Consider the following 22,364-nt stretch of genomic DNA (forward strand, 5'->3'; position numbering starts at 1 on the left):
AAATACAATTAGTGCAATCACACTGTATCAGTGTAATCCCTATTATTTATGTTTAAGAAATTTATAGACAGGCCCGTTTTATCGACAGTTATATCCATTATAATTGTAATATTAGGCGTTTTAGGCCTTGTAACTTTACCCATTTCGCAGTATCCTGAAATTGCGCCGCCAACCGTTCAGGTATCGGCTTCATACCAGGGTGCCAACGCCGATGTGGTAATGAGTAGTGTTGTTGTTCCACTCGAAGAACAAATAAATGGTGTGGAAGACATGACCTACATGACTTCGAGTGCAAGTAACGATGGTAGTGCTACCATTACCGTTAACTTTAAGCTGGGTACAAACCCCGATCTGGCGGCTGTAAATGTGCAAAACCGCGTGGCCAGGGCAACCAGCTTATTACCTGCAGAGGTAACAAGATCAGGTGTAATTACCGCTAAAAGACAGGCGAGTAACCTGCTTATTTTCGCTATTTACAGCGACGACCCATCGTACGACCAGAAGTTTTTACAGAACTACGCCAACATCAATATTATTCCTGAAATTAAAAGGATTAATGGTGTGGGTGATGCCAGTGCTTTTGGTACTTTAGATTATACCATGCGAATTTGGCTTAAGCCTGATGTAATGGCGGTTTATGGCCTGGTTCCGAATGATGTGAATGTAGCCCTTGCCGAGCAGAACATCGAGGCCGCACCAGGTCAGTTTGGTGAACAAGGCGGACAAGCATTCCAATATACTTTAAAATATAGCGGTCGTTTAAAAACCGAAACCGAGTTTAGCAATATTATAATAAAAGCTAATCCAAACGGACAGATTTTACGATTAAAAGATGTAGCCAGAATAGAACTTGGTGCACAAAGTTATGCCAGTTATGTAAAATTTAATGGTAAACCTGCATTGGGTATTGCCATTAGCCAAACCGCTGGTTCAAATGCGAAAGAAGTAATTGACAATTCGATTAAAACTTTAGATAAAGCTGCGCTTTCTTTCCCTAAGGGTGTTCACTATGAAACGGTTGTTAACGTAAACAACTTCCTCGATGCTTCAATCGAAAAGGTAATCCATACACTGATTGAGGCCTTTATCCTGGTGTTCCTGGTGGTGTTTATCTTCTTACAGGATTTCCGTTCAACGCTGATTCCGGCAATTAGTGTTCCGGTGGCAATTATCGGTACCTTCTTCTTTTTAAGTTTATTTGGTTTTACCATTAACTTATTAACCTTGTTTGCCCTCGTACTGGCCATTGGTATTGTGGTAGATGATGCCATTGTAGTGGTTGAGGCGGTACACGCTAAACTCGATGCAGGTTATACCGATGCCAAGAAAGCAACCAAAGATGCTATGGACGATATCAGCGGAGCCATCATTTCTATTACGTTGGTAATGGCGGCGGTATTTATCCCGGTAAGTTTTATCCAGGGTTCATCGGGTGTATTTTATAAACAATTTGGCTTAACACTGGCCATATCCATCATTTTGTCGGCCATTAACGCATTAACTTTAAGTCCGGCGTTATGTGCCATATTTTTAAAGCCGCACAAAGATGACCACGGAAAAAGCAAAAACTTTTTACAGCGTTTTTATGACGCTTTTAACACCTCATTTGATGCCGTAACGCATAAATATAAACGTTCGGTAGGCTTTTTAGGTAGAAAAAGATGGTTAGCTGGTTTAGGCATTGCAGTTTTTGCTGTGGTACTGGTTTGGATCATGAATACCACGCCTAAAGGATTCGTACCTAACGAAGATTTGGGAACTGTTTTCTCTGATATTTCTTTACCACCATCAACTTCGCAGGAAGAAACTGATAAAATCATTGTTAAAATAAATGATATTGTAAGTAAAGTACCAGAAGTTGAAGCGACTTTCAGGGTAGTTGGCCGGAGTTTAATTAGTGGTTCGGGCAGCTCTTACGGTATGGTTATCGCGAGGCTTAAACCGTGGGATCAGCGTAAAAGAGATGTTAAGGCCATTATTGGTGAATTATTTGCTAAAGCTGCCGGCATTAAAGGTGCAAAAGTAATTTTCTTTGCCCCGCCAACCATCCAGGGCTTTGGTACAGGTGGTGGTTTCGAATTTCAACTGCAGGATAAAACTGGTGGCGATATTAAGAAATTCAACGAAGTAGGTAATGCATTTTTAGGAGCCTTGAGTAAACGTCCGGAAATCCAGTACGCATCAACTTCCTTTAACCCTAATTTCCCGCAATATCAAATTGATGTTAATGTAGCAAAAATTAAACAGGCAGGCTTAACTGTTAGCGATGTACTGGGCGTTTTACAAGGCTATTACGGTGGGGTTTACGCTTCTAACTTTAATAAATTTGGTAAGCAGTACCGGGTAATGTTCCAAGCCGATGCCAAGTATCGCGCTAACCAGCAAAGCTTAACCAGCATTTACGTGCGCAACTCGAGCGGCACCATGGCTCCGGTATCTGAGTTTATTACTTTAGAGCGGGTGTATGGGCCACAGGCCATTTCACGTTTCAACTTGTACACTTCAATTGCGGTTACAGGTAACCCAAATGCCGGTTACAGTTCTGGCGATGCCATCAAGGCGATACAGGAAGAAGCGGCTATCCACCTTCCAACAGGATACGGATATGAGTTCTCAGGTTTATCACGTGAAGAGGTAAGCAGCGGCAGTCAGACCATTTTCATCTTCCTTCTTTGTGTAATCTTCGTTTACTTCCTGCTTTCGGCACAATACGAGAGTTACATTTTACCTTTGGCCGTATTATTTTCACTGCCAATCGGTTTAGCAGGGGTATTCATGTTCGATAAGATTTTTGGTATCGACAATAACATCTACACTCAAATTACCCTGATTATGCTGGTGGGCTTACTGGCCAAAAATGCCATTCTGATTGTAGAATATGCGGTAGACCGAAGGCGGAAAGGCATGAGCATTACCAATGCGGCTATTGATGGTGCTACTGCACGTTTACGCCCAATCTTAATGACATCATTTGCCTTTATTTTAGGTTTATTACCTTTAATGTTATCATCAGGTGTTGGTGCAGCTGGTAATAAATCAATTGGTACAGGAGCTGTTGGGGGAATGTTAATCGGTACTATATTCGGAGTATTTGTTATTCCTGCACTGTTTATTGTTTTCCAGACTTTGCAAGAAAAAATAAGTAACAAATCTCCCTTTGATGAAGGCATTGACCGCGAACAAACAGAAGAAGAGTACGAGTTAGCGGTTAACAGTCCACATTAATTTTAAAAACATGAAACTTACATATAAGCATTCTATTTTAACCGGTATAGCCATCTTAAGCCTTAGTGGCTGCGTAACTAAAAAGTACGAGCGCCCGCAGCTGAAAAGTGAGAGTTTATACCGCGAGAACAATACGACAGACACGACCACTATTGCTGCTTTGCAATGGAAACAACTGTTTTCGGATACCACTTTGCAATCGCTGATTAAACAAGGGATAAATGAAAATTTAGATCTGAAACAAGCCATCGAAAGGATTAAAATTGCCGAGGCAACCTTACAGCAAAGTCGGGCGGCATTTTTACCAAGCTTACAGGCCGATGTAAATGTAACTGACAATAAACAATCGCAGGCGTCATTAAACTTTCCAGCAGGGATTAACATCAATCTGGAAACCCAAACGTATAAAGCACAGCTAAGTACTGCCTGGGAAGCCGATATATGGGGCAAATTAAGCAGTGCCAAACGTGCCGCCTATGCTACCTTATTGCAGAGCGATGCCGCTAAAAGGGCCGTTCAAACCCAGTTAATTGCCACAATTGCCAATAACTATTATACTTTGCTGGCGCTGGATAAGCAACTTGCCATTACCGAGGAAACCATTAAAGTGAGAACTAAGGATGTGGAAACCATGAAAGAGCTTAAACAAGGCGCGGTAGTAAATGGTGCTGCTGTGGTACAAAGCGAGGCCAATTTATACGCTGCACAGGTTACGCTGCCTGATTTAAAAAGAAGCATTAAAGAGGCCGAAAATGCATTGAGCGTTGTACTTGGCAAAGCACCAAATGCGATTAACCGTACGACCTTAGATCAGCAAACACCTTACGCCGATTTAAAAACCGGTGTTTCGGCACAATTGCTGCAGAACCGCCCGGATGTAATTGCAGCGGAGTTTGGTTTCCGCTCAGCTTTTGAAAATACGAATGTGGCTAAAACTTATTTTTATCCGGCTTTAACCATAACTGCTGCCGGTGGTTTATCAAGTTTACAATTGCAGGATTTCTTCAGTAAATCTATTTTCTACAATTTAATAGGAGGTTTAACCCAGCCCATTTTTGCAAAAGGTGCCAATAAAGCCCGCTTAAAAACAGCGCAGGCAAATCAGCAAATTGCTTTTTATGCCTTTCAGCAAACTCTTTTAACTGGTGGGCAGGAAGTATCGAACGCTTTATTTGCTTACCAAACAGCAGCTGAAAAAGAAACCACAAGGGCAAAACAAATTGCCTCGTTAACTAAAGCAGTAGATTTTACAAAGGAGTTGCTGCGTTATAGCTCAGCCACCAACTATACTGATGTGTTAACTTCTGAACAAAGTTTGTTAACAGCACAGTTAAGCGGCATTAACGATAAATTGCAAAAACTACAATCGGTAGTTAATTTATACCGTGCATTGGGCGGTGGCTGGAAATAAGCTACAAGTCAATGTAAAAGAAAGGCATTCTGATTTTTCAGGATGCCTTTCTTGTTTGGAATAACTTAAGAAAGCGCTATTTGTATTTCCCGCAGATAACGCAGAAAAAGGCACAGATTTAAGTCGGAATATTTATGCGCCCAGTTATCGTTCCAGTTTGTAACGCGGATGCAAGAGACGCACATTAAGGTGTTTGTAAAAGTGATAAAATCGTCTTTCCCAACGATCTTCGTTACAAACGAGGTCCATATTAATCATGTTTTATCTGCAACTTTAATCCCTTAAATCTGCGGGAAAAATCTTTTCTCTCTCACAAAACGAAGATTAATGCTTTAAGCAAAGAAAAAATAACCTGGTTTTTTAACTAAAACGCTAGCCACTAAACAGTTTATTTGTATTTTGGCGCTACCAAACAATTTTATGCGCCTCTCTAAACTTTTAGCCCTATTTGCCGGCTTATTTTTCTTCCAGAATATTTACGCCCAAACTTATGTGGTAACCAGCAATGCCGATAGCGGTCCGGGTACCCTGCGCGAAGGCCTAACACAAGCTGCCGTAGCCAACAGGACTTCTACTTTTACCATTAATTTTAATTTACCAGGCACCCCAACAGATAACGCTAACCGTACCATCAGGTTGCGCACAGCACTTCCGGTAGTTTCGTCAAATGTGGTAATCGATGGAACCTCACAAGCTGCATGGCCTGCCCTTGGGGTTTCGGGCGCGAAAGTAATTTTAGAGCCTGAGTATACCAATACCACTTTTTCAGGTTTGGTTATTGGGCAATCATCAAGTACAAATGTACCCACCAGCGGAGTAGAAGTATATGGTTTGTATATCCGTAATTTTGCTACCATTACCAATTTGCAAAATGTAAACACTGCGCAGGGTTCAGGAATTATTGTCGATTACCGTGCAAGTAATATCATTATTGGCGCAGCCGGAAAGGGGAACGTAATTGGCGGTAACATTTACGGAATCCTGATTCAGAATAACTATTTCTTTACTACAGTAGCAGCAACCAAAATTAAAATCCAGTCGAATTTAATCGGAATAATTTACGATGGAATTACTCCCAATACCAACGTAACCGGTATTTCGGCCAATTTATACGATTGTGCATTGGATGTTGGCGGTGATAATGTAGGCGAAGGCAACGTAATTGCCGCAAACCGCATTAATGTAGATATTACCCGTTCATCGTACTCCAGCAGTGCCAGATTTGATATCAATGTTATCAACAATAAAATTGGTGTCGACTATACCGGTAAAAAGGATTTTCATGAGCTCCCGTTATTTCTTTCCTCTTCAGCTTTAGAAATTTCGGGATTAAAAGTTAATGCGGTAAATAGTGCTCTTTATGTACGTAATAACATCATTGGCGGTAACCGGACGACAGGCGTTTCGATAACCAATTCCGACTTTATATTAACCGGCAACGCCATTGGTACCGATGCTGCCGGAACAGTAGTACTGGGAAATGGCATGGGGGTAAAATTAGAAGCAGGTGCCAGCGGAATCGTGGGCGGTGCAACTCCTGCTGAAGCAAACTTAATTGCTAATAATAACTTCGGATTGGAAACAGTATCAGCCAAACCAGTAAAAGTTACCCGCAACAGTTTCTTTTGCAACAAGAATTTTGGGATCGGAAAAACCCTGACCATCCTTCAACCTTATATTCAAATCTTGAAAAAACGCAGCGATTATGTTTCGGGCCGGGCTACTCCAAACTCAGAAGTAGAGTTGTTTTATACCATAAACTGTCAGGGCATTTGCGAGGGTAAAACTTATATTGCAACAGTACAAGCTGGTAGTGATGGTCGTTGGGAATACAACGGCGCGCTAAGCGGAATGGTTACAGCAACCGCCAGTTTGTTAAATGCTACAACCTCTCCATTTTCAACCGCTGAGCTGTTACCCAACGAAGCCATAGTAGAACCGGTAACCTGCAGTGCCAACGGATCAATCACTATCCCCGAACCACGGGAGGGTTTCACCTTTAGCTGGGTAAAAATAGAAACAGATGGTAGCCGCGTGTCAAAAGGTAATACACAAAGTATTTCGAACCTGGACGTAGGCACTTATGAAGTAACTGTTGATGATGGCTGTAAACCATTTCCAACTGTATTCATCATTAAAGACCAAAAGTTAACCAAACCTACCATTTTACCCATAAACCCCGTTTGCGGTCAAACGTCTTTTACCTTTACCGCTGAGGTTTTAAGAGGAAAAGGAGTTTTAAAATACGAGTGGATCAATACCGCTACAAATGCTGTTGTAAGCAGAAGCAACCCGGCAAGTTTACCCGAAGGTACTTATTCGGTAAAAGTATCAGATGAAGCAAGTTGTACCCTTTCTTCTGATCCTATTATAGTGAAAAGAAAGCCTAAAATCATTATTGCGAGTACTATACCACCAAAACACGCCACCTGTGGTAGCTTGAATGGTGCCATTACAGGCTTAAAAATTACCGATTTCACCGGCACTGTTACTTATAAATGGTACAAACCCGACCCAATAACCGGAGCATTGGGTGATGTAATTGCTGCAACGCTCGATTTGCAAAACGTAGAAGGAGGAAATTATACCATTGTGGTATCCGATGAAGGTGAATGTCCGGCTACTACTGCATCCTTTTTTATCATTACCGATAATACCATTCAAATCAGCGATGCCTCAATCAGAAAGAATGTGACTTGTAACAGTGATAATGGAGCGATAGGAGGAATTAACCTAACTGATGCTGATGGCTATGAATGGATTGGACCAGATGGAATAACCGTAAAAAAAGGAACATATTCTGCAGGAACATCATTATTAATTGAAAATCTAAAACCAGGCTCATATAGGTTATGGGCAAGCAACAGCAAATCCAGTTGCCCGCGTGTACCTAGAGATTTTGTCGTAACAGCTATTGCTCCGCCAGTGTATAACTTTTCTCACCGGGAATCGCCAACAACCTGCGGACAGACTAATGGAACTATCGACCTGGATTTTAGCTCTGCACTGCCATATAGATATGAATGGAAAGATGAAGCTGGCAACATTGTATTAAGTACTAAAACAGTCAATTCTATATCACTCAAAAACTTACCAGGCGGCGTTTATACCATGTACGCTTATGATATTAATAACTGTGCACCCTTTATTATCGGCCCTTACACCATAGAAGTTACTCCTCTCCTTACCATTGTACCAAACACCGGAAAACCAGTTAAAGATGGCTGTTCTTTACAAAGGGGCTCGGTTACCGGTGTACAGGTAATTGGCGGTGTACCAGGTTACGACTTTAAGTGGATTAACGAAGCAGGAGAAGCTGTTCAGTTTACACAAGACTTAACGAATATTGGTGCGGGCACATACCGCTTAACAGTAAAGGATAAAACAAGCTGTGGTTACGCCATCAGTGAGCCTTTTACCATTGTTGATGAACCCTTTAAAATTCTTGCTCCGGTGATAAACGACCTGCGTGTTTGTTATGTTTCGGACATAACTTTGCCGGTAATTGCTCCCGAAGAAGGAACTTATCAGTTATTTGAAAGAATAGACGATAGCAAACCATTTTTAGAAAGTACAAAAGGTATTTTCAATTTCAAAGTTGCCAAAACAGCCGATTATTTTGTACGCAGAAAACTGGGTTCCTGCACCAGCGAGCTTACCAAAGTGCATGTGGAAGTAACACACGATAACTTAGAAATTACCAATACCATAACCCCAAATGGAGATGGCATGAACGATGTTTGGCAGGTACGGGGCTTACCCGATTTTAAAGGCACCAATATTAAGATCTACACACGTGGTGGTCAGCTCGTTTACGAATCTATCGGTAACTATACCAAACCTTTCGATGGCAGGTTCAGGGATAAGGAATTACCAGCCGGCGTTTATTATTATGTGATCGATTTAAGGGCCGAATGTAAACCACTTGGTGGCAGCATTACGCTTTTACGTTAAAACTGCCTGCTTGGGCATGCTACCTGATAACGGTTATTGAGTAGTATGCCCAGCACAATTTCGTGGGTACCGTTATTCACTGAGCGTAATCCCGAAGTATTTACATCATAAGAATAACTGAGGTTAACCAGCGACGCAATATTGAAACCAGCCAAAAGCGAAAAGGAGTCGTTATTACGGAAACTCGTTCCTACCCAAAATTTATCTTTATAGGCAAATTTTAAATTGGCATCAAAAGTAGCCGGTGCATTGGCCCAATAGCTAATCAGCGCCGATGGGATCATTGCGATATCTTCATCTAAGAATATTTTGTAACCTGCCGTTCCGTAAAAAGTTGCCGATTGGTACGGACTGCTTTTCACCTGATTGTTTACTACACTGTTTTTATTCCCGATTAATTGCTTGGCCGAAACGCCTGCAAAAAACCTGGGACTATACAACCATAAACCTGCGCCAATATCAGGTCTGATTTTGTTATTATAATCTGCAGAAAACAATGGATCGCTTGATTCGTCGGCTACAATTCCGCGTACATCTACACTGATTGATTTAAAACCGCCTGATAAACCTAATGATAAGTTGATCTCATTGGTAAGCCCCAGGTGGTAGGCATAGGTTACATTCACATTGGTTTGCCTGATCAAGCCCGCCTTATCCGTCATGGCTACCAAACCAATGCCATGGTGCGGCTCCGCTGCAGTATAGTTGTTTACATAACTCCTGCTCATCGGATTTTCGCCATTACCAGCAAATGAGTTTACATTGCTCCTTACAAAATCTTCTCCAATAGCTGTACTTAACGACAGGTATTGTGTACTTGGCGATCCTTCCAAACCACTCCACTGTTTACGCAGACCAATTTTTAAGTCGGTATAATTATCAATACCTGCCAAAGCCGGGTTAAGCAGAATGTTATTAAAAATATATTGTGTACTTCTTGGAATTTCTTGCGCATAGCTACAAAAGCACAGGCAGATAAACAGAGAGAGCGGGTAAAAAAATTTCATTTGGTTTGGTCGTGCGTTAAGCTTAACGGTCTTTAACAAACCGTTATACGAGTGCTAAGATAATAAGTTGTAACCAATTATAAAGGATTAATGTTTATGCAGTTTTTACGCTAACTTAATTTAAGTATTTAGTTAAATTATTGCCCTTCAATTGTTCCTCAAGAAAATTGATTTTTTTGTTTCAAAAACCATCAGTTCTTTTGATGTAACCCCAAAATATTGTAAGTTTAAAGTTTTTTAAGCGCTTAGCTTGCAAAAATTTTAATCCCATCAATGTTACGTGTCGATAGTTCCAAAGCCTGTAAAATAGTGTACTCTTTGTGCAAGCATGAGTATTTGGGCTATTTAATTGAACCACACATCGTTCAGCTAAATCCGCAAGGCGATTTCTCTTTTACATACCAGCGAATCTTTACCCATACGGCCGAAGAATTCAATAGTTATTTAAGCGATATTGATTATAAACTGATCAGAATATTGGACGACATTGAGCAGGATTCAATTATCAAAAAGTATTATAAAAAACTAATAAGGCCAACCGAGTTTTTCACCAAAGTTTTCGACGATAAATTTTATGAAAATGTACGTCCGAAAATAGAGAAGAAACTGGCTGAGGCTTTAGAAATACTGAAAACCAAAAACGAACTTTATGTAATGGATAAAGATGGCTGGCCGGTTGAGCGTAAAATCGAACTCGCTGCCGAACCCGCTTCTATCCTTTTTCACTTCCGCAGAAACGAAACCGAAACGCGCTACTTCCCTACCATTAAGTACCAGAACCTGCGCATCGAGTTTATGTTTAAAGAAGCGCAAATCATTAGCAACAAACCTGCCTGGTTATTGCTTAACGATGTTTTGTACTTTTTTGATCAGGATATTGAAGGCAAAAAGTTACAGCCGTTTTTGAACAAACGCTATATTGCCATTCCCAAAACCACCGAGGCTACCTATTTCGAAAAATTTGTTGCTCCTTTAATCGAGAAGCACCATGTTTATGCCGAAGGTTTCGAAATCAGAACCGAACAGTTCGAAGCGATCCCGGTAATTAAGGTACTGTATGTAGATGGTGGCCTTTCGCAAATCCAGCTGTACTTTAAGTATGGCGAGTATACTTTCCCGGTAGAAAATGCGCATAAAGTAACCGTTCGACTGGAAAAAACGGCCGATAATTATATTTTTCACCGCATTAAACGTTCGGCAGACTGGGAGAAAAAACAATTCAACCTGCTTTTATCGCTCGGACTAAAAAAAACGAGTTCATTATTCAGTAACCTGGAAGTAATTTCGGGAGAAGAAAACCCAAGTTACGCTGCCATTAACTGGGTGAATGAGCATATTGAAATATTACAGGCTTCGGGTTTTGAGATTGAACAAGCTACTGGACAGAAGAAATTTGTGTTTGGGGTTAGCAAAATAGACCTCGAGGTTAAAGAAGAAAACGATTGGTTCGATATTAATGCCGTGGTTTGGTTTGGCAAATATCAGATCCCTTTTCTTTCTTTAAAACAACATATCCTCCATAAAAAACGCGAATTCTTATTGCCCGATGGCGAAGTGGCCATTATCCCGGATAAATGGTTTACGCAATATGGCAGTTTATTCAGTTTGGCAGAAACCGGCAAAAGCTTAAAGTTAAAGAAGCATCACATTGGCTTAATTAACGATCTGGCCGAAGATAGTTTGGCCAACGTAACCCTCGAGCGTAAGCTCCAACGTTTATCCGACTTTGAAGATATCGCCGATACGCAAATGCCTGCTCATTTTAAGGGAAGTTTGCGCGATTACCAGAAGGCGGGCTACAACTGGTTTAGCTTTTTACGCGAGTATAACTTTGGCGGTTGCCTGGCCGATGATATGGGTTTGGGTAAAACCATCCAAACTTTGGCCATGCTGCAAAAAGTAAAGGAAGATGATCAGTTGCAGGGCATCCAAACATCCTCGCTCATTATTATGCCAACCTCTTTAATTTACAACTGGTTAACGGAGGCCAAAAAGTTTACACCAAAACTTAAAATACTGGCGCATACCGGCACCAACCGTAATAAAGATGTGGCCAATTTTGCTAATTACGATATTGTGATTACCACTTATGGTGTCACGCGGGTAGATGTTGATGAATTGAAGAACTTTTACTTCAACTACGTAATATTAGACGAGAGTCAGAACATTAAAAACCCTGCTTCCAAATCGTTTAAAGCAGTTAGGAGCCTCAAATCGAAACACCGTTTAATTTTGAGTGGTACGCCGGTAGAGAATTCGGTAAGCGATTTATGGTCGCAGTTAACCTTTTTAAATCCGGGTTTATTAGGCACGCAGGCTTTCTTTTTTGAAGAATATGTGCAGGCTATAGAGAAGAAAAAAGACGAAGAAAAAGCCCGCAAACTGCAAACCATAATCAAACCTTTTGTACTGCGCAGAACGAAAGAACAGGTAGCAGCAGAGTTGCCACCCAAAACCGAGCAGGTTATTTACTGCGATATGAGCGAAGACCAGGCGGCATATTACGAAAAAACCAAATCGGCCTACCGGAACGATCTGTTGCAAAGTATGGATGATGGAACATTTGCCCAGAAACAGGTTCAGCTTTTACAGGGTTTAACCGCTTTGCGTCAGTTGGCCAATCACCCGGTAATGATCGATGGCGAATATATGTCAGATTCAGGGAAGTTTGAAAACGTAATCCATACGCTCGATAACGTATTGAAAGGCGGTCATAAGGTTTTAGTTTTTTCTCAGTTTGTAAAGCATCTCGATATTTTCAAAAAACATTTTGAAGCCGAAAATATCCCTTTTGCTTACTTAGACGGCGCAACGCGTAACCGTGGCGAAATTGTAGCAGAATTTCAGCAAAATACCGAACTGAAAGTGTTTTTAATTTCAATAAAAGCGGGTGGTGTAGGTTTAAATTTAACGCAGGCTGATTATGTTTTTATCCTCGATCCATGGTGGAACCCAGCCGTAGAACAACAAGCCATAGACAGAACGCACCGTATCGGGCAGGATAAAAAGGTTTTCATCTACAAATTTATTGCTAAAGATACCGTTGAAGAGAAAATCCTGGCCTTGCAAAACAGGAAGAAATCATTGGCCAATTCACTCATTACTACAGAGGAGAGTTTCTTTAAATCGCTGAGTAAGGAAGATATCCGCGAGATCTTGAACTAAGACAGGTGTCATCCTGAATGTAATGAAGGATCTTTTTTTATGGGCTTGAACGGAATTCTCATTTCGGGCGGAACCGACAGCTATCAGGTGCAACGCAGTCGAGAACCACGTAAAGCTCAGCGAAGCTAAATCTAACCGTGATAGATCTCTCCATTCCGCTATCGATGAAAAATCGATGCGCTTCAGTCGAGATGATGACCAACTTAAATCCCCTTACATGCCTTAGGTGGTAAAATAATTATTGTTTAGCCTACAAATAAAATTCTTTCAAACTCAATCCGCCTTTACTTGTTATAGTGTAGAACATAAACTCTACCATCATGACAAATCAAGATTTCAACACGGCCATTACCAATGTAAAAGAAGCCTGGAAATATCCCGAACTATTTCAGAACGTGTCCAAATCAGAACGTTGGTTATCAGGAGCAACGGGCGCTTACCTCCTCTTTAAAGGCATAACCAGTGTTTTTACCCATCCTCTAATCGGATTAACAGGCGCTGCAATTGGCGCAGGGCTATTATATCGTGGCATTACAGGTTATTGCCCAATGCGCGATTTAGCAGAACAGCGAAAAGAAGATATAGCGCCAGATGAAATTACCATCAGCGAAACCTATGTTGTAGATGACCTGGGGTAAAATTTTAAATACCAAATTTCCATTTCTTAATAAACTGGTTAACTTTAAAAAGTTAAACCACAATTATGAACAAATACACACTATTATTTATTCCTGTTTTATTTGCAGGGCAAGCTATGGCACAAGATAAAAAACCAGATCCGGCCAAAGACCCTAAAACAACCGAGGTTTGGGAACCAGTTCCTAAAGTTGTTACTGCAGGTAAATTGCCACAAGATGCCCCATCAGATGCTATTATTTTATTCAACGGCCGTAATCTTGATGCCTGGCACTCGGTAAAAGATCCGTCTAAACCTGCTGCATGGACCATCGATGATGGTTTCTTCACAGTTAAAAAAGGAACCGGCAATATCGAAACCAATAAAAAATTTACCGATTACCAGTTGCACATGGAATGGAAAATTCCGGCTAATATTTCGGGAGAAGGACAGGCACGTGGAAACAGCGGTGTGTTTTTAGCTTCAACAGGCGGTGGCGATGATGGATACGAAATCCAGATTATGGATGCCTACAACAATAAAACCTATGTTAACGGACAAACGGGAAGCGTTTACAAACAGGGTATCCCTTTGGCCAACGCCAACAAAAAACCAGGCGAATGGCAATATTACGATATCATTTGGAATGCGCCACGTTTTAATGAAGACGGAACCTTACAAAAACCAGCAAGCGTTACCTTGTTCTTGAATGGCGTGCTATTGCAAAACGGTTTTGTATTAAAAGGCGAAACCCGTTATATTGGTGCGCCACAATATAAAAAACATGGCCCTGCTTCAATTAAACTGCAAGATCATGGCGACCCAAGTCCTGCAATCAGTTTCAGAAACATTTGGGTTAGAGAATTATAATTGCAACAAAACAACAATAAGGAACCTGCAGGCTAAAACTTGCAGGTTTTTGTTTTTAAACAGTTTCATCTAACCAAAGCATAGTCCTCGTTTGTAATAAGGATTAACGAGAATGGCGATTTTACCGCTTGTACGCCATAAAAAATTCACAAGTTTATCAGGTGGGTGGGGACACCCACCTGATAAATATACGGGCCGAGAAAGCCGCAGGCGAATGCTACAAGATTTTGTTTTTGTAATTAATTTGGTTGATACTTGTAGCAACTACGATTAAAGGTACATTCGTTATGAACAAAGGCAGACTAGAGGCATTTAGCGATGGTGTTATCGCCATTATCATCACCATTATGGTTTTAGAAATTAAAGTTCCCGAACATGGCGAAACTTTAGATAGTTTAAAACCGCTGATCCCTAAATTTATCAGCTATGTTTTAAGCTTTATTTATGTGGGCATTTATTGGAACAATCATCACCATTTAATGCACACAGTAAAAAAAGTAAGTGGGCCAATGTTGTGGGCCAATCTGAATTTCTTATTCTGGCTATCCTTATTTCCGGTTGCTGCTGGTTGGATGGGTGAGCATCACTTTGCCCTTTGGCCGGTTATTGTATATGGGGCAGTGCTTCTTCTGGCAGCTATTTCTTATACCCTATTGGTTATTGTAATCAAAAGAACCGAAGGCCAGCATTCGTTGGTGGTACACGCCATTGGTAACGATGCCAAAGGAAAAATATCGTTGCTTTTTTACATTGCAGGGGTTGGATTAAGTTTTATAAACCCATGGATCGGCGTTGCAATGTACTTCATAGTGGCGTGTATCTGGTTTATACCCGACAGTAGGATTGAAAACGCCATGCGTGAGCAAAATTTAATAGACAGCAATAATCAGAACTAAAATTCATTCGCCTGAAGCATTTCCATATACCTTTCACGACTGATCATTTCAGCACCAAGGGTCATTAAATGATCGTTAGGCAACTGGCAATCAATCAGGTCTACATTATGTTCACTTAAAAAAATTAACGCCGTTTTTGAAGCATTGCTTACGTGGCTAAACATGCTTTCGCCACAAAAAACCCGGTTTACCTTTAAGCCGTATAAACCACCAACCAGTTTATCATTCTGCCAAACCTCTACACTGTGTGCATAACCTTTTTGATGCAGATTGAGGTAGGCCTGCTGCATTTCTGTCGTAATCCACGTGCCGTCCTGCCCTTTCCTTACAGTAGTAGCACAGTTTAATATCACTTCTTCAAAAGCCTGGTTAAGCGTTACCTTAAATATTCCTTGCTTCAAAACCTGCTTCATGCTTTTACTGATCTTAATCCGATCTGGGTAAATTACACAGCGCTCGTGTGGCGAATACCATAAAATAGGCTCACCTTCGCTAAACCAGGGAAAAATGCCGTTTGAATAGGCAATTAACAGCCTTTCCATGCTTAAATCGCCGCCAATAGCCAATAAACCATCTTCTTCTGCCAGGGCAGGATCGGGAAAAGCAGGATCATCAGCTAACAATTGAAAAAACATGGACGAAAATAAGAAAGAAAACAAAGATTAAACCCTTGCGTTTTAAATAAGTCATACTGTAAAATCGTTAACTATGAGCGCAAAAGATAATTTCTCCAAAGTTAAACATCTTTATAACCGTGCCGGATTCGGGATTTCATATACCGACTTACAAAAATTAAGCAAGAAAAATCTCGAAAAAACTGTTGATCGTTTGATCGAGACTTCACAGAAAGACGACCCAATAGCTTTAGTTAATGATTTCGAATCGAAACGGCAACTATTGGCACAGGCAGGATTGTACGCTAAAAAAGACCTTACCGACGAGGAAAAGAAAATGCGTCAGCAAATCGTTCGCGAGCAAAATGAGGTAAGCCGTGATCTTAATATTGCCTTTTTAACCAAAATGATTAATACAGAGGCACCATTACGAGAAAAGATGACCCTTTTTTGGCATGGGCATTTTGCCTGCCGCAGCAACAATCCTTTCTTTGCACAACAGTTAAATAATATTCAAAGGGCAAATGCCTTAGGTAGCTTTAAAACGCTTTTGGTCGAAGTATCGAAAGCACCGGCTATGTTGCAATACTTAAACAACCAGCAAAACCGGAAAGGTAAACCTAATGAAAACTTTGCACGCGAGTTGATGGAGCTTTTTACCCTGGGCAGAGGCAATTACACTGAGCAGGATATTAAAGAATCGGCTCGTTCGTTTACCGGCTGGATGTACGATAAGGATGGTTCTTTCATTTTCCGTAAGAACCTGCACGACGATGGCACCAAAACTTTCTTTGGTAAAATTGGCAACTTTGAAGGCGAAAACATTATCGATATTATTTTAGAAAAGCCCGAAACAGCACAATTTATAGCGCAGAAAGTATATAAGTTCTTTGTAAATGATTATCCTAATGATGCACACATTAAAGAACTGGCTACACATTTTTACCATTCGAAATACGACATAGGCGCCATGATGAAAAAGATGTTCACCTCCGATTGGTTTTACGCACCGGAAAATGTGGGCACAAAAATCAAATCGCCGGCCGAATTTTTAGTAGGCTTAAGTCGCGAGTTTTATGTTACCTACAACAAACCACAGGTGCTCATTCAGCTGCAAAGCAGCTTAGGTCAATATTTATTTAATCCACCCAACGTGGCAGGCTGGCCAGGCGGGCAAAGCTGGATCGACAGTTCCTCATTAATGCTCAGAATGCGCATTCCATCACTGGTCTTGAACGATGGGGAAATTGATTTTAGCGGTAAGGCCGATCCTGAAGATGAAGCTGTAATTGCATTGAGCAGAACGGCAACCAGTAACGCAAATGCCAATAACAAACCAAAATCGTATGTAAACGCAAATGCCGACTGGCCCAAATTTTTAGATACGCTGCCCAAAGGCTTAACACCGCTGGAACTTACCGAATTTCTGTTGCAGCCTAAATTAAACACCAAAATAACCTCAATGGTGAGCGATAATAAAGGTTTGCGGAGTACCGCAGTCGAAATTACCAGCATGCCCGAATATCAACTTTGTTAAAAATTGGTTAATAGTTGATGGCTTATAGTTCATTGTAGTTTTTCAAACACTAAACCATCAACCATTGATCACAAAAACCAGTAAAGAACTAACAAGATGAACAGAAGAAATTTTTTAAGAAATACAGGTTTTGTTGCTGCAGGCTCGTTATTTGTTCCGGCTTTTATGAAACCACTCGAAGCCATGGCGCTGGACGAATTAAGCCTTTACAAAAATCTTGTAGTGGTGCAGTTATCGGGCGGAAACGACGGTTTAAACACGGTTATACCTTTTGGCAACGATATTTATTACCAGAAAAGAAAAAGTATCGCCATTAAACCCGAAGAGGTAATAAAGCTCAACGACATGCAAGGCTTAAACCCCAACATGGCCGCTTTACAGGAGATTCACGATCAGGGCTGGATGACCATCATTAACGATGTGGGTTACCCTAACCCCGACCGTTCGCACTTCCGCTCAATGGATATCTGGCAAACCGGTAGCGACAGTAACCAGTTTTTATCAACCGGTTGGATTGGTCGTTATCTGGACAGCAACTGCCAGACCTGCAAATTCCCCTACACCGCCATAGAAGTAGATGATTCGCTTTCTCTGGCCATGAAAGGACAAACCAAGAAAGGAATTGCTTTAAAAGATCCCGCTGCTTTATTCCGTAACACCAACGATCCGTTTTTTAAAGCTATGCTACAGAACGATAAGGAGCATTTAGACGAAGATAATTTAGGGTATTTGTACAAAACCATGATCGAAACCTCATCTTCGGCCAGTTATATCCAAAATACCTCAAAAATTTATCAGTCTAAATCGGCGTATCCGAACAGTGGTTTTGCCAATCAGTTAAAAACGGTATCTAAATTTATTTCTTCGGGATTAAAAACCCGGGTTTATTATGTTTCGTTGAGTGGTTTTGACACCCACGTAAACCAGATTGGGCAGCAAGGCAACCTGCTTAAACAATATAGCGAAGGGATGGCAGCTTTCTTAAAAGATTTAAAATCGAACAACAAACTGGATGATACATTGGTGATTACCTTCTCTGAATTTGGTCGCCGGGTTGAGCAAAATGCAAGTAATGGTACCGACCATGGAACGGCCAACAACATGTTCGTTTTTGGCGGAAAATTAAAGAAACAGGGTATTTTTAACGCAGCCCCTAACCTGAGCGATCTGGACACGGGCGACTTAAAATACCAACTCGATTTCCGGCAGGTTTACGGCACTATTTTAGATAAATGGCTGGACGTGAACAATGCAGATATCCTTAATAAGAAGTTTAATACACTTGATTTTATATAAAAAACAATAACTATGGGCTTAAGCCCATAGCTATTGTTTTACAATTTACTTTCTTTTTAAGACGTAAACGGGCCTATTGCTATCCTTATCAATCTGCCTGGTATAGATATTAAAAAGCTCATATCCGTAGTTTTTGAGTTTATTCACCCCATCAATAGCCGAATTAAATTCCAGACGCTTGCCATTATCATCCTTAATACAAGCATCGTTCATTGCTGAAACTTTTTGGCCGTACTCGAGTTTAATCCATAATTTATCTTCAAAAGTGCTACTTACTGAAGAAAGCTCGATATAATCGGCTTTTAGTTCCGTTAATCTGATACCATTAACAGTTTGCGCCAGGGCGGAAGAAAGCGCAAAGCATACGACCGCAGCCGCAGAGATCAATAATTTTTTCATGTTGTGTTTCTTTTGTGTGTATTCTAAATTACAAAAGAATGAATTAAAAAAACCTATATTAGTTTTAATTGTTAATGCTCATGAAAAAAATCTTCCTCAGCTTAGCTGTACTCTTTTTCTATATAATATCGGCTACATATGGACAAAAGAGCAAAAACAAAGTTTACCAAACCTTTACAGCCGCCGATTCTGTCATAATTGTTAGTCATACACTAACCTACACTCAAAAAATAAGCGAGGATGATTATTCCCCCCGTTTAATCGAGAATGGAAAACTAAATCAGAAAATTATAAAGCAAACGCTGAAACTCGACAAAAAAGATATCGATTTATTAGCAAGCATTTTAATTATGCCCCTTAAAATAGGAGAAACATTTGAAAGCGGTAGGTGTTTTATGCCGCATCACGGTATTTTAATTTACAAACAAGATAAATGTTCCTTTTTCGATATCTGCTTTGACTGCAAACATTTTGTAACTTCTAATGATATTAAGCTTTCGGATAGCTTAAGAATCATTACCTGGCAAAAATTAAAAGCATTCTTTAAAAGCCGGAAACTCGATTATCAGATTCCGATGATTCATGGAAAAGAAGAGTGATCTTGTAACAAATACTTTGAAAGTAAATCTTAATCTAAAAAAATACAATGAACTTTTTAGGCAATATTATCTGGATTATTTTTGGCGGTATTTTTATTTTCTTCGAATACATTATCGGAGGACTAATCCTTTGCTTAACCATTGTAGGTATTCCTTTCGGTATTCAATGCTTTAAATTTGCCATTGTAGGCCTGGCTCCTTTTGGTGTTAAAATAACCGATACCACATCCAATACCGGTTGTCTTTCTACTATCATGAACCTGATCTGGATTTTCTGCGGAGGCTTTTGGATTGCTTTGACCCACTTGTTCTTTGGCATTTTGCTATGCATCACCATTGTAGGCATTCCATTTGGCCGCCAGCATTTTAAATTAATGAATCTGGCTTTTACCCCCTTTGGTAAATCAATTTCTTAAAGGCAACTGTTAGAAAAAGTAGAAAGTCTAACTATCGAAACAGGCTAGCACCACAATTGCTCTCCTTAAAAATTCATCAAATTAAGCCTATCAATTTGGAATGTTCAATCGCCTGCTTACTATTATTAAATAAACAGGTTTTTACATTTTTATCTTCAACCCTTTTAAGCAGCTGCAAGGTATCGAGCTCCTTTTCAGGACGAATGTTACGGATATAAACCGCTTCGATATTTTCAGGGTATTTTTCTACTATAGCGGTATAAATTTCGGGGTCCTGCTGAGAATTATCACCAAAAAACACAAACTTCTGGTTCGGGAAAGCATCCAGAATCCGCATCACCCGCAGTAGTTTAGCTTCGTGGCCGGTTTTACCAGTCCTGATTAAATCCTTCCATTTTTTTAACGTATTGAGCAAAAAAGCTCCATCGGGTAATTTATTGAATTTAAAAGTTTCGAGCAGGTAATCGTACAGGTTCCACTCGCTGCTGCTTACATAAAAAAAGGGATTGGGCTGTTGTGCTTCCGTATGTGAAAGGGCCAGTTGCTGGTAATGGCTGGCCGCATCAGGAAAAGTTTTCCTTGTATGCGGATTTTTAATAAACAGCTCCCTCAACCTCCTTCCGATGGTGGCCGAATGCGAAACCATTACAGTATCATCCACATCCGAAATAAAAGCGTATTGCGTAAGGTGCGGCACATAAACCTTTCCCTCGCCAGCGTTCAAAACTTTTCCGTTCGCATCAACCGCTTCTACTTTTACGTGGTGCCAGCCAGCCGGAATTTCCCGTTCCGCTTTCCATTCGAATTTAAAAAAGCCATCGCGCTCTGTTTTATTGTAAATGGTTTGATCAAAAAACTGTAGCCGTACATCAACAAAAGCATAAGGTTTTAAAATAAACAGCTTTAAAAGATGTACAATATTAACGACGATGTTGTTACTGTAAACCTGCCTTGTTTTGGCCTTACGTTTAAAAACATGGCCGTAAACAACCAGATTATGTGCATGCCCATAACCGTGATATACTTTTACACTAACCGATTTATTCATCGTTATTAAAACAGAGTTTATTAAAAGTTGTTTGTGATTAAAAGCATCAGCTACCCAATGAAATTACTATTCATCATAAATCCAGGCTCAGGCAGTCACGATATAAACTTAAAAGAAGTAATTTCTACCTATTTTAAAGAAAAAACTACTGAAACTGATCTTTTCGAATTGCCTAAAGATTGTTCTTTACAAAAGATTAAGCAAAAAATAAACAGTTCGCAGGCAGACCGTGTGGTGGCCGTTGGTGGCGACGGAACCCTGAAACTGGTTGCCGAATGTTTATTGAATACCGGCACCCCAATAGGCATTATCCCTGCCGGTTCTGCCAATGGCATGGCCAAAGAACTGGGCGTCCCAACCGAGGTAGAACAGGCATTAGCGATTGTGGAGGAAGGAAGGCAACAGAAAATCCATGTAGTTAAACTCAATAATGAAATCTGCATCCATTTATCCGATTTGGGTTTTAATGCCTACCTGGTTAAAAAATTTGATACACTACCTCAACGTGGTATGTGGGGCTATGCAAAAGCCACCTGGCATGCCTTATGGAACCACAGCAGAATGGACGTACAATTGAAGCTTAAAAACGAAACCATCACCTCAAAAGCAGCTATGGTGGCCATTGCCAATGCAACCAGATATGGCTCCGGATTAAAAATCAATCCTGATGGCAAACTGGATGATGAACTTTTTGAAGTGGTTTTGGTTAAGGATTACTCTTACCTGGAGATTTTAAAAATATGGATCACCAAACTTCCCTTCAACCCGAAGAAAATAGAAGTATTTCAAACTGCAGCAGTAAAAATTTCTTCTAAACACAAAGCCCATTTTCAGGTAGACGGTGAATATATTGGCCGCGTAAATACAGTTGAAGCCAACATTATACCTGCAGCCATTACCGTTATTCTACCTAACGAAATGTAGCGCGATGAATCCTGATGGTAAAATACAATCTGAAGAATTCGGCAATAAAACAGATCCGGAACAGAATATCGAACCAGCGTTCGCTGAGGTTTAACATTTCGGGCAAAAAAGTAATAAAACCAATAGAAAATACCCATACCACCAAACGGAACGGAAACTGGATATAATAGGTAATGAAGCCAAATTTCTTATTCAGGATTAAACCTGCCGCTGAGATAAATAACGAAACGAATAAGGGTAGCAGCAATACCACTTTGGCCTGCGAAAGTACCTGATCGGGAATTTCGTTTAAGTGTGTTAAAATCTGCCAAAATTGTTTGGCCAGCAAAACAATACTGATGATATCCAATAAGGCAAAAAATCGGGTGGTGTTCTTCATTGTTGGCT

17 protein-coding genes are annotated in these 22,364 nt (G+C 40.4%); 12 read left to right on the forward strand and 5 right to left on the reverse strand.

Features of this window, described 5'->3' with window-relative positions:
• The first annotated feature begins 48 nt into the window (after window positions 1-48).
• From DBR40_RS01960 to DBR40_RS01970, 3 genes are all read left to right on the forward strand, one after another.
• On the forward strand, window positions 49-3,225 hold the full coding sequence (locus tag DBR40_RS01960; protein ID WP_124558120.1) for an efflux RND transporter permease subunit: 3,177 nt from the start codon (window positions 49-51) through the stop codon (window positions 3,223-3,225).
• A 10-nt stretch (window positions 3,226-3,235) separates the two neighbouring features.
• Window positions 3,236-4,636, forward strand: coding sequence for an efflux transporter outer membrane subunit (locus DBR40_RS01965; protein WP_124558121.1), 1,401 nt, complete (start codon window positions 3,236-3,238; stop codon window positions 4,634-4,636).
• Between the two features lie 420 nt (window positions 4,637-5,056).
• Window positions 5,057-8,590 carry a gliding motility-associated C-terminal domain-containing protein gene (locus tag DBR40_RS01970; protein WP_124558122.1) on the forward strand — a complete coding sequence of 1,178 codons (3,534 nt, stop codon included), beginning with the start codon at window positions 5,057-5,059 and terminating at the stop codon, window positions 8,588-8,590.
• Here DBR40_RS01970 and DBR40_RS01975 read toward each other — a convergent pair.
• The gene (locus DBR40_RS01975; protein WP_124558123.1) at window positions 8,587-9,597 is read right to left on the reverse strand and encodes a type IX secretion system membrane protein PorP/SprF; all 1,011 of its coding nucleotides are present in this window, start codon (window positions 9,595-9,597) and stop codon (window positions 8,587-8,589) included. The genes DBR40_RS01970 and DBR40_RS01975 overlap by 4 nt on opposite strands.
• 273 nt (window positions 9,598-9,870) lie before the next feature.
• On the opposite strand from DBR40_RS01975, the gene DBR40_RS01980 reads away from it, so the two are divergent.
• The 4 genes from DBR40_RS01980 to DBR40_RS01995 all read left to right on the forward strand — a co-directional run bounded on the left by DBR40_RS01980 (window position 9,871) and on the right by DBR40_RS01995 (window position 15,144).
• The gene (locus tag DBR40_RS01980; RefSeq protein WP_124558124.1) at window positions 9,871-12,762 is read left to right on the forward strand and encodes a DEAD/DEAH box helicase; all 2,892 of its coding nucleotides are present in this window, start codon (window positions 9,871-9,873) and stop codon (window positions 12,760-12,762) included.
• 320 nt (window positions 12,763-13,082) lie between these two features.
• Window positions 13,083-13,400, forward strand: a complete 318-nt coding sequence (locus tag DBR40_RS01985; RefSeq protein WP_124558125.1) for a DUF2892 domain-containing protein — start codon at window positions 13,083-13,085, stop codon at window positions 13,398-13,400.
• A 65-nt stretch (window positions 13,401-13,465) separates the two neighbouring features.
• Window positions 13,466-14,248 (forward strand): DUF1080 domain-containing protein, encoded by a 783-nt coding sequence (locus DBR40_RS01990; RefSeq protein ID WP_124558126.1) that lies wholly within the window; start codon window positions 13,466-13,468, stop codon window positions 14,246-14,248.
• A 287-nt stretch (window positions 14,249-14,535) separates the two neighbouring features.
• A complete protein-coding gene (locus tag DBR40_RS01995; RefSeq protein WP_124558127.1) occupies window positions 14,536-15,144 on the forward strand; it encodes a TMEM175 family protein in 609 nt (202 codons plus the stop codon).
• Here the strand turns inward: DBR40_RS01995 and aat are convergent.
• Window positions 15,141-15,779, reverse strand: a complete 639-nt coding sequence (gene aat / locus DBR40_RS02000; RefSeq protein ID WP_124558128.1) for a leucyl/phenylalanyl-tRNA--protein transferase — start codon at window positions 15,777-15,779, stop codon at window positions 15,141-15,143. The two genes, DBR40_RS01995 and aat, sit on opposite strands and share 4 nt — an antisense overlap.
• Before the next feature lie 73 nt (window positions 15,780-15,852).
• On the opposite strand from aat, the gene DBR40_RS02005 reads away from it, so the two are divergent.
• Together DBR40_RS02005 and DBR40_RS02010 are read left to right on the forward strand one after the other, a co-directional pair.
• The gene (locus DBR40_RS02005) at window positions 15,853-17,295 is read left to right on the forward strand and encodes a DUF1800 family protein (protein WP_124558129.1); all 1,443 of its coding nucleotides are present in this window, start codon (window positions 15,853-15,855) and stop codon (window positions 17,293-17,295) included.
• A gap of 96 nt (window positions 17,296-17,391) precedes the next feature.
• A complete protein-coding gene (locus DBR40_RS02010; RefSeq protein WP_124558130.1) occupies window positions 17,392-18,591 on the forward strand; it encodes a DUF1501 domain-containing protein in 1,200 nt (399 codons plus the stop codon).
• Between the two features lie 45 nt (window positions 18,592-18,636).
• On the opposite strand, the gene DBR40_RS02015 is transcribed toward DBR40_RS02010, so the two are convergent.
• Window positions 18,637-18,990 (reverse strand): hypothetical protein, encoded by a 354-nt coding sequence (locus DBR40_RS02015; protein ID WP_124558131.1) that lies wholly within the window; start codon window positions 18,988-18,990, stop codon window positions 18,637-18,639.
• Window positions 18,991-19,070: 80 nt separating this feature from the next.
• Between DBR40_RS02015 and DBR40_RS02020 the strand changes: the two genes are divergently transcribed.
• Both DBR40_RS02020 and DBR40_RS02025 read left to right on the forward strand, forming a co-directional pair.
• A complete protein-coding gene (locus DBR40_RS02020; protein WP_124558132.1) occupies window positions 19,071-19,589 on the forward strand; it encodes a hypothetical protein in 519 nt (172 codons plus the stop codon).
• A gap of 47 nt (window positions 19,590-19,636) precedes the next feature.
• The gene (locus DBR40_RS02025) at window positions 19,637-20,005 is read left to right on the forward strand and encodes a YccF domain-containing protein (RefSeq protein ID WP_124558133.1); all 369 of its coding nucleotides are present in this window, start codon (window positions 19,637-19,639) and stop codon (window positions 20,003-20,005) included.
• A gap of 76 nt (window positions 20,006-20,081) precedes the next feature.
• On the opposite strand, the gene DBR40_RS02030 is transcribed toward DBR40_RS02025, so the two are convergent.
• Window positions 20,082-21,053 (reverse strand): App1 family protein, encoded by a 972-nt coding sequence (locus DBR40_RS02030; protein WP_124558134.1) that lies wholly within the window; start codon window positions 21,051-21,053, stop codon window positions 20,082-20,084.
• Between the two features lie 57 nt (window positions 21,054-21,110).
• On the opposite strand from DBR40_RS02030, the gene DBR40_RS02035 reads away from it, so the two are divergent.
• Complete coding sequence (locus tag DBR40_RS02035; protein WP_124558135.1) at window positions 21,111-21,977, forward strand: diacylglycerol/lipid kinase family protein; 867 nt, start codon at window positions 21,111-21,113, stop codon at window positions 21,975-21,977.
• Here the strand turns inward: DBR40_RS02035 and DBR40_RS02040 are convergent.
• A complete protein-coding gene (locus DBR40_RS02040; protein ID WP_124558136.1) occupies window positions 21,964-22,356 on the reverse strand; it encodes a hypothetical protein in 393 nt (130 codons plus the stop codon). The two genes, DBR40_RS02035 and DBR40_RS02040, sit on opposite strands and share 14 nt — an antisense overlap.
• Between the last annotated feature and the right edge of the window lie 8 nt (window positions 22,357-22,364).

Origin of the sequence: Pedobacter sp. KBW01, from assembly GCF_003852395.1 — a bacterium.
Classification (GTDB): Bacteria; Bacteroidota; Bacteroidia; order Sphingobacteriales; family Sphingobacteriaceae; genus Pedobacter.

What these genes read in the sequence shown, in the direction of transcription:
- DBR40_RS01960 (WP_124558120.1), top strand. Translation starts at nt 49, where the DNA reads ATGTTTAAGAAATTTATAGACAGGCCCGTTTTATCGACAGTTATATCC.
- DBR40_RS01965 (WP_124558121.1), top strand. Translation starts at nt 3,236, where the DNA reads ATGAAACTTACATATAAGCATTCTATTTTAACCGGTATAGCCATCTTA.
- DBR40_RS01970 (WP_124558122.1), top strand. Translation starts at nt 5,057, where the DNA reads ATGCGCCTCTCTAAACTTTTAGCCCTATTTGCCGGCTTATTTTTCTTC.
- DBR40_RS01975 (WP_124558123.1), bottom strand. Translation starts at nt 9,597, where the DNA reads ATGAAATTTTTTTACCCGCTCTCTCTGTTTATCTGCCTGTGCTTTTGT.
- DBR40_RS01980 (WP_124558124.1), top strand. Translation starts at nt 9,871, where the DNA reads ATGTTACGTGTCGATAGTTCCAAAGCCTGTAAAATAGTGTACTCTTTG.
- DBR40_RS01985 (WP_124558125.1), top strand. Translation starts at nt 13,083, where the DNA reads ATGACAAATCAAGATTTCAACACGGCCATTACCAATGTAAAAGAAGCC.
- DBR40_RS01990 (WP_124558126.1), top strand. Translation starts at nt 13,466, where the DNA reads ATGAACAAATACACACTATTATTTATTCCTGTTTTATTTGCAGGGCAA.
- DBR40_RS01995 (WP_124558127.1), top strand. Translation starts at nt 14,536, where the DNA reads ATGAACAAAGGCAGACTAGAGGCATTTAGCGATGGTGTTATCGCCATT.
- aat (WP_124558128.1), bottom strand. Translation starts at nt 15,779, where the DNA reads ATGTTTTTTCAATTGTTAGCTGATGATCCTGCTTTTCCCGATCCTGCC.
- DBR40_RS02005 (WP_124558129.1), top strand. Translation starts at nt 15,853, where the DNA reads ATGAGCGCAAAAGATAATTTCTCCAAAGTTAAACATCTTTATAACCGT.
- DBR40_RS02010 (WP_124558130.1), top strand. Translation starts at nt 17,392, where the DNA reads ATGAACAGAAGAAATTTTTTAAGAAATACAGGTTTTGTTGCTGCAGGC.
- DBR40_RS02015 (WP_124558131.1), bottom strand. Translation starts at nt 18,990, where the DNA reads ATGAAAAAATTATTGATCTCTGCGGCTGCGGTCGTATGCTTTGCGCTT.
- DBR40_RS02020 (WP_124558132.1), top strand. Translation starts at nt 19,071, where the DNA reads ATGAAAAAAATCTTCCTCAGCTTAGCTGTACTCTTTTTCTATATAATA.
- DBR40_RS02025 (WP_124558133.1), top strand. Translation starts at nt 19,637, where the DNA reads ATGAACTTTTTAGGCAATATTATCTGGATTATTTTTGGCGGTATTTTT.
- DBR40_RS02030 (WP_124558134.1), bottom strand. Translation starts at nt 21,053, where the DNA reads ATGAATAAATCGGTTAGTGTAAAAGTATATCACGGTTATGGGCATGCA.
- DBR40_RS02035 (WP_124558135.1), top strand. Translation starts at nt 21,111, where the DNA reads ATGAAATTACTATTCATCATAAATCCAGGCTCAGGCAGTCACGATATA.
- DBR40_RS02040 (WP_124558136.1), bottom strand. Translation starts at nt 22,356, where the DNA reads ATGAAGAACACCACCCGATTTTTTGCCTTATTGGATATCATCAGTATT.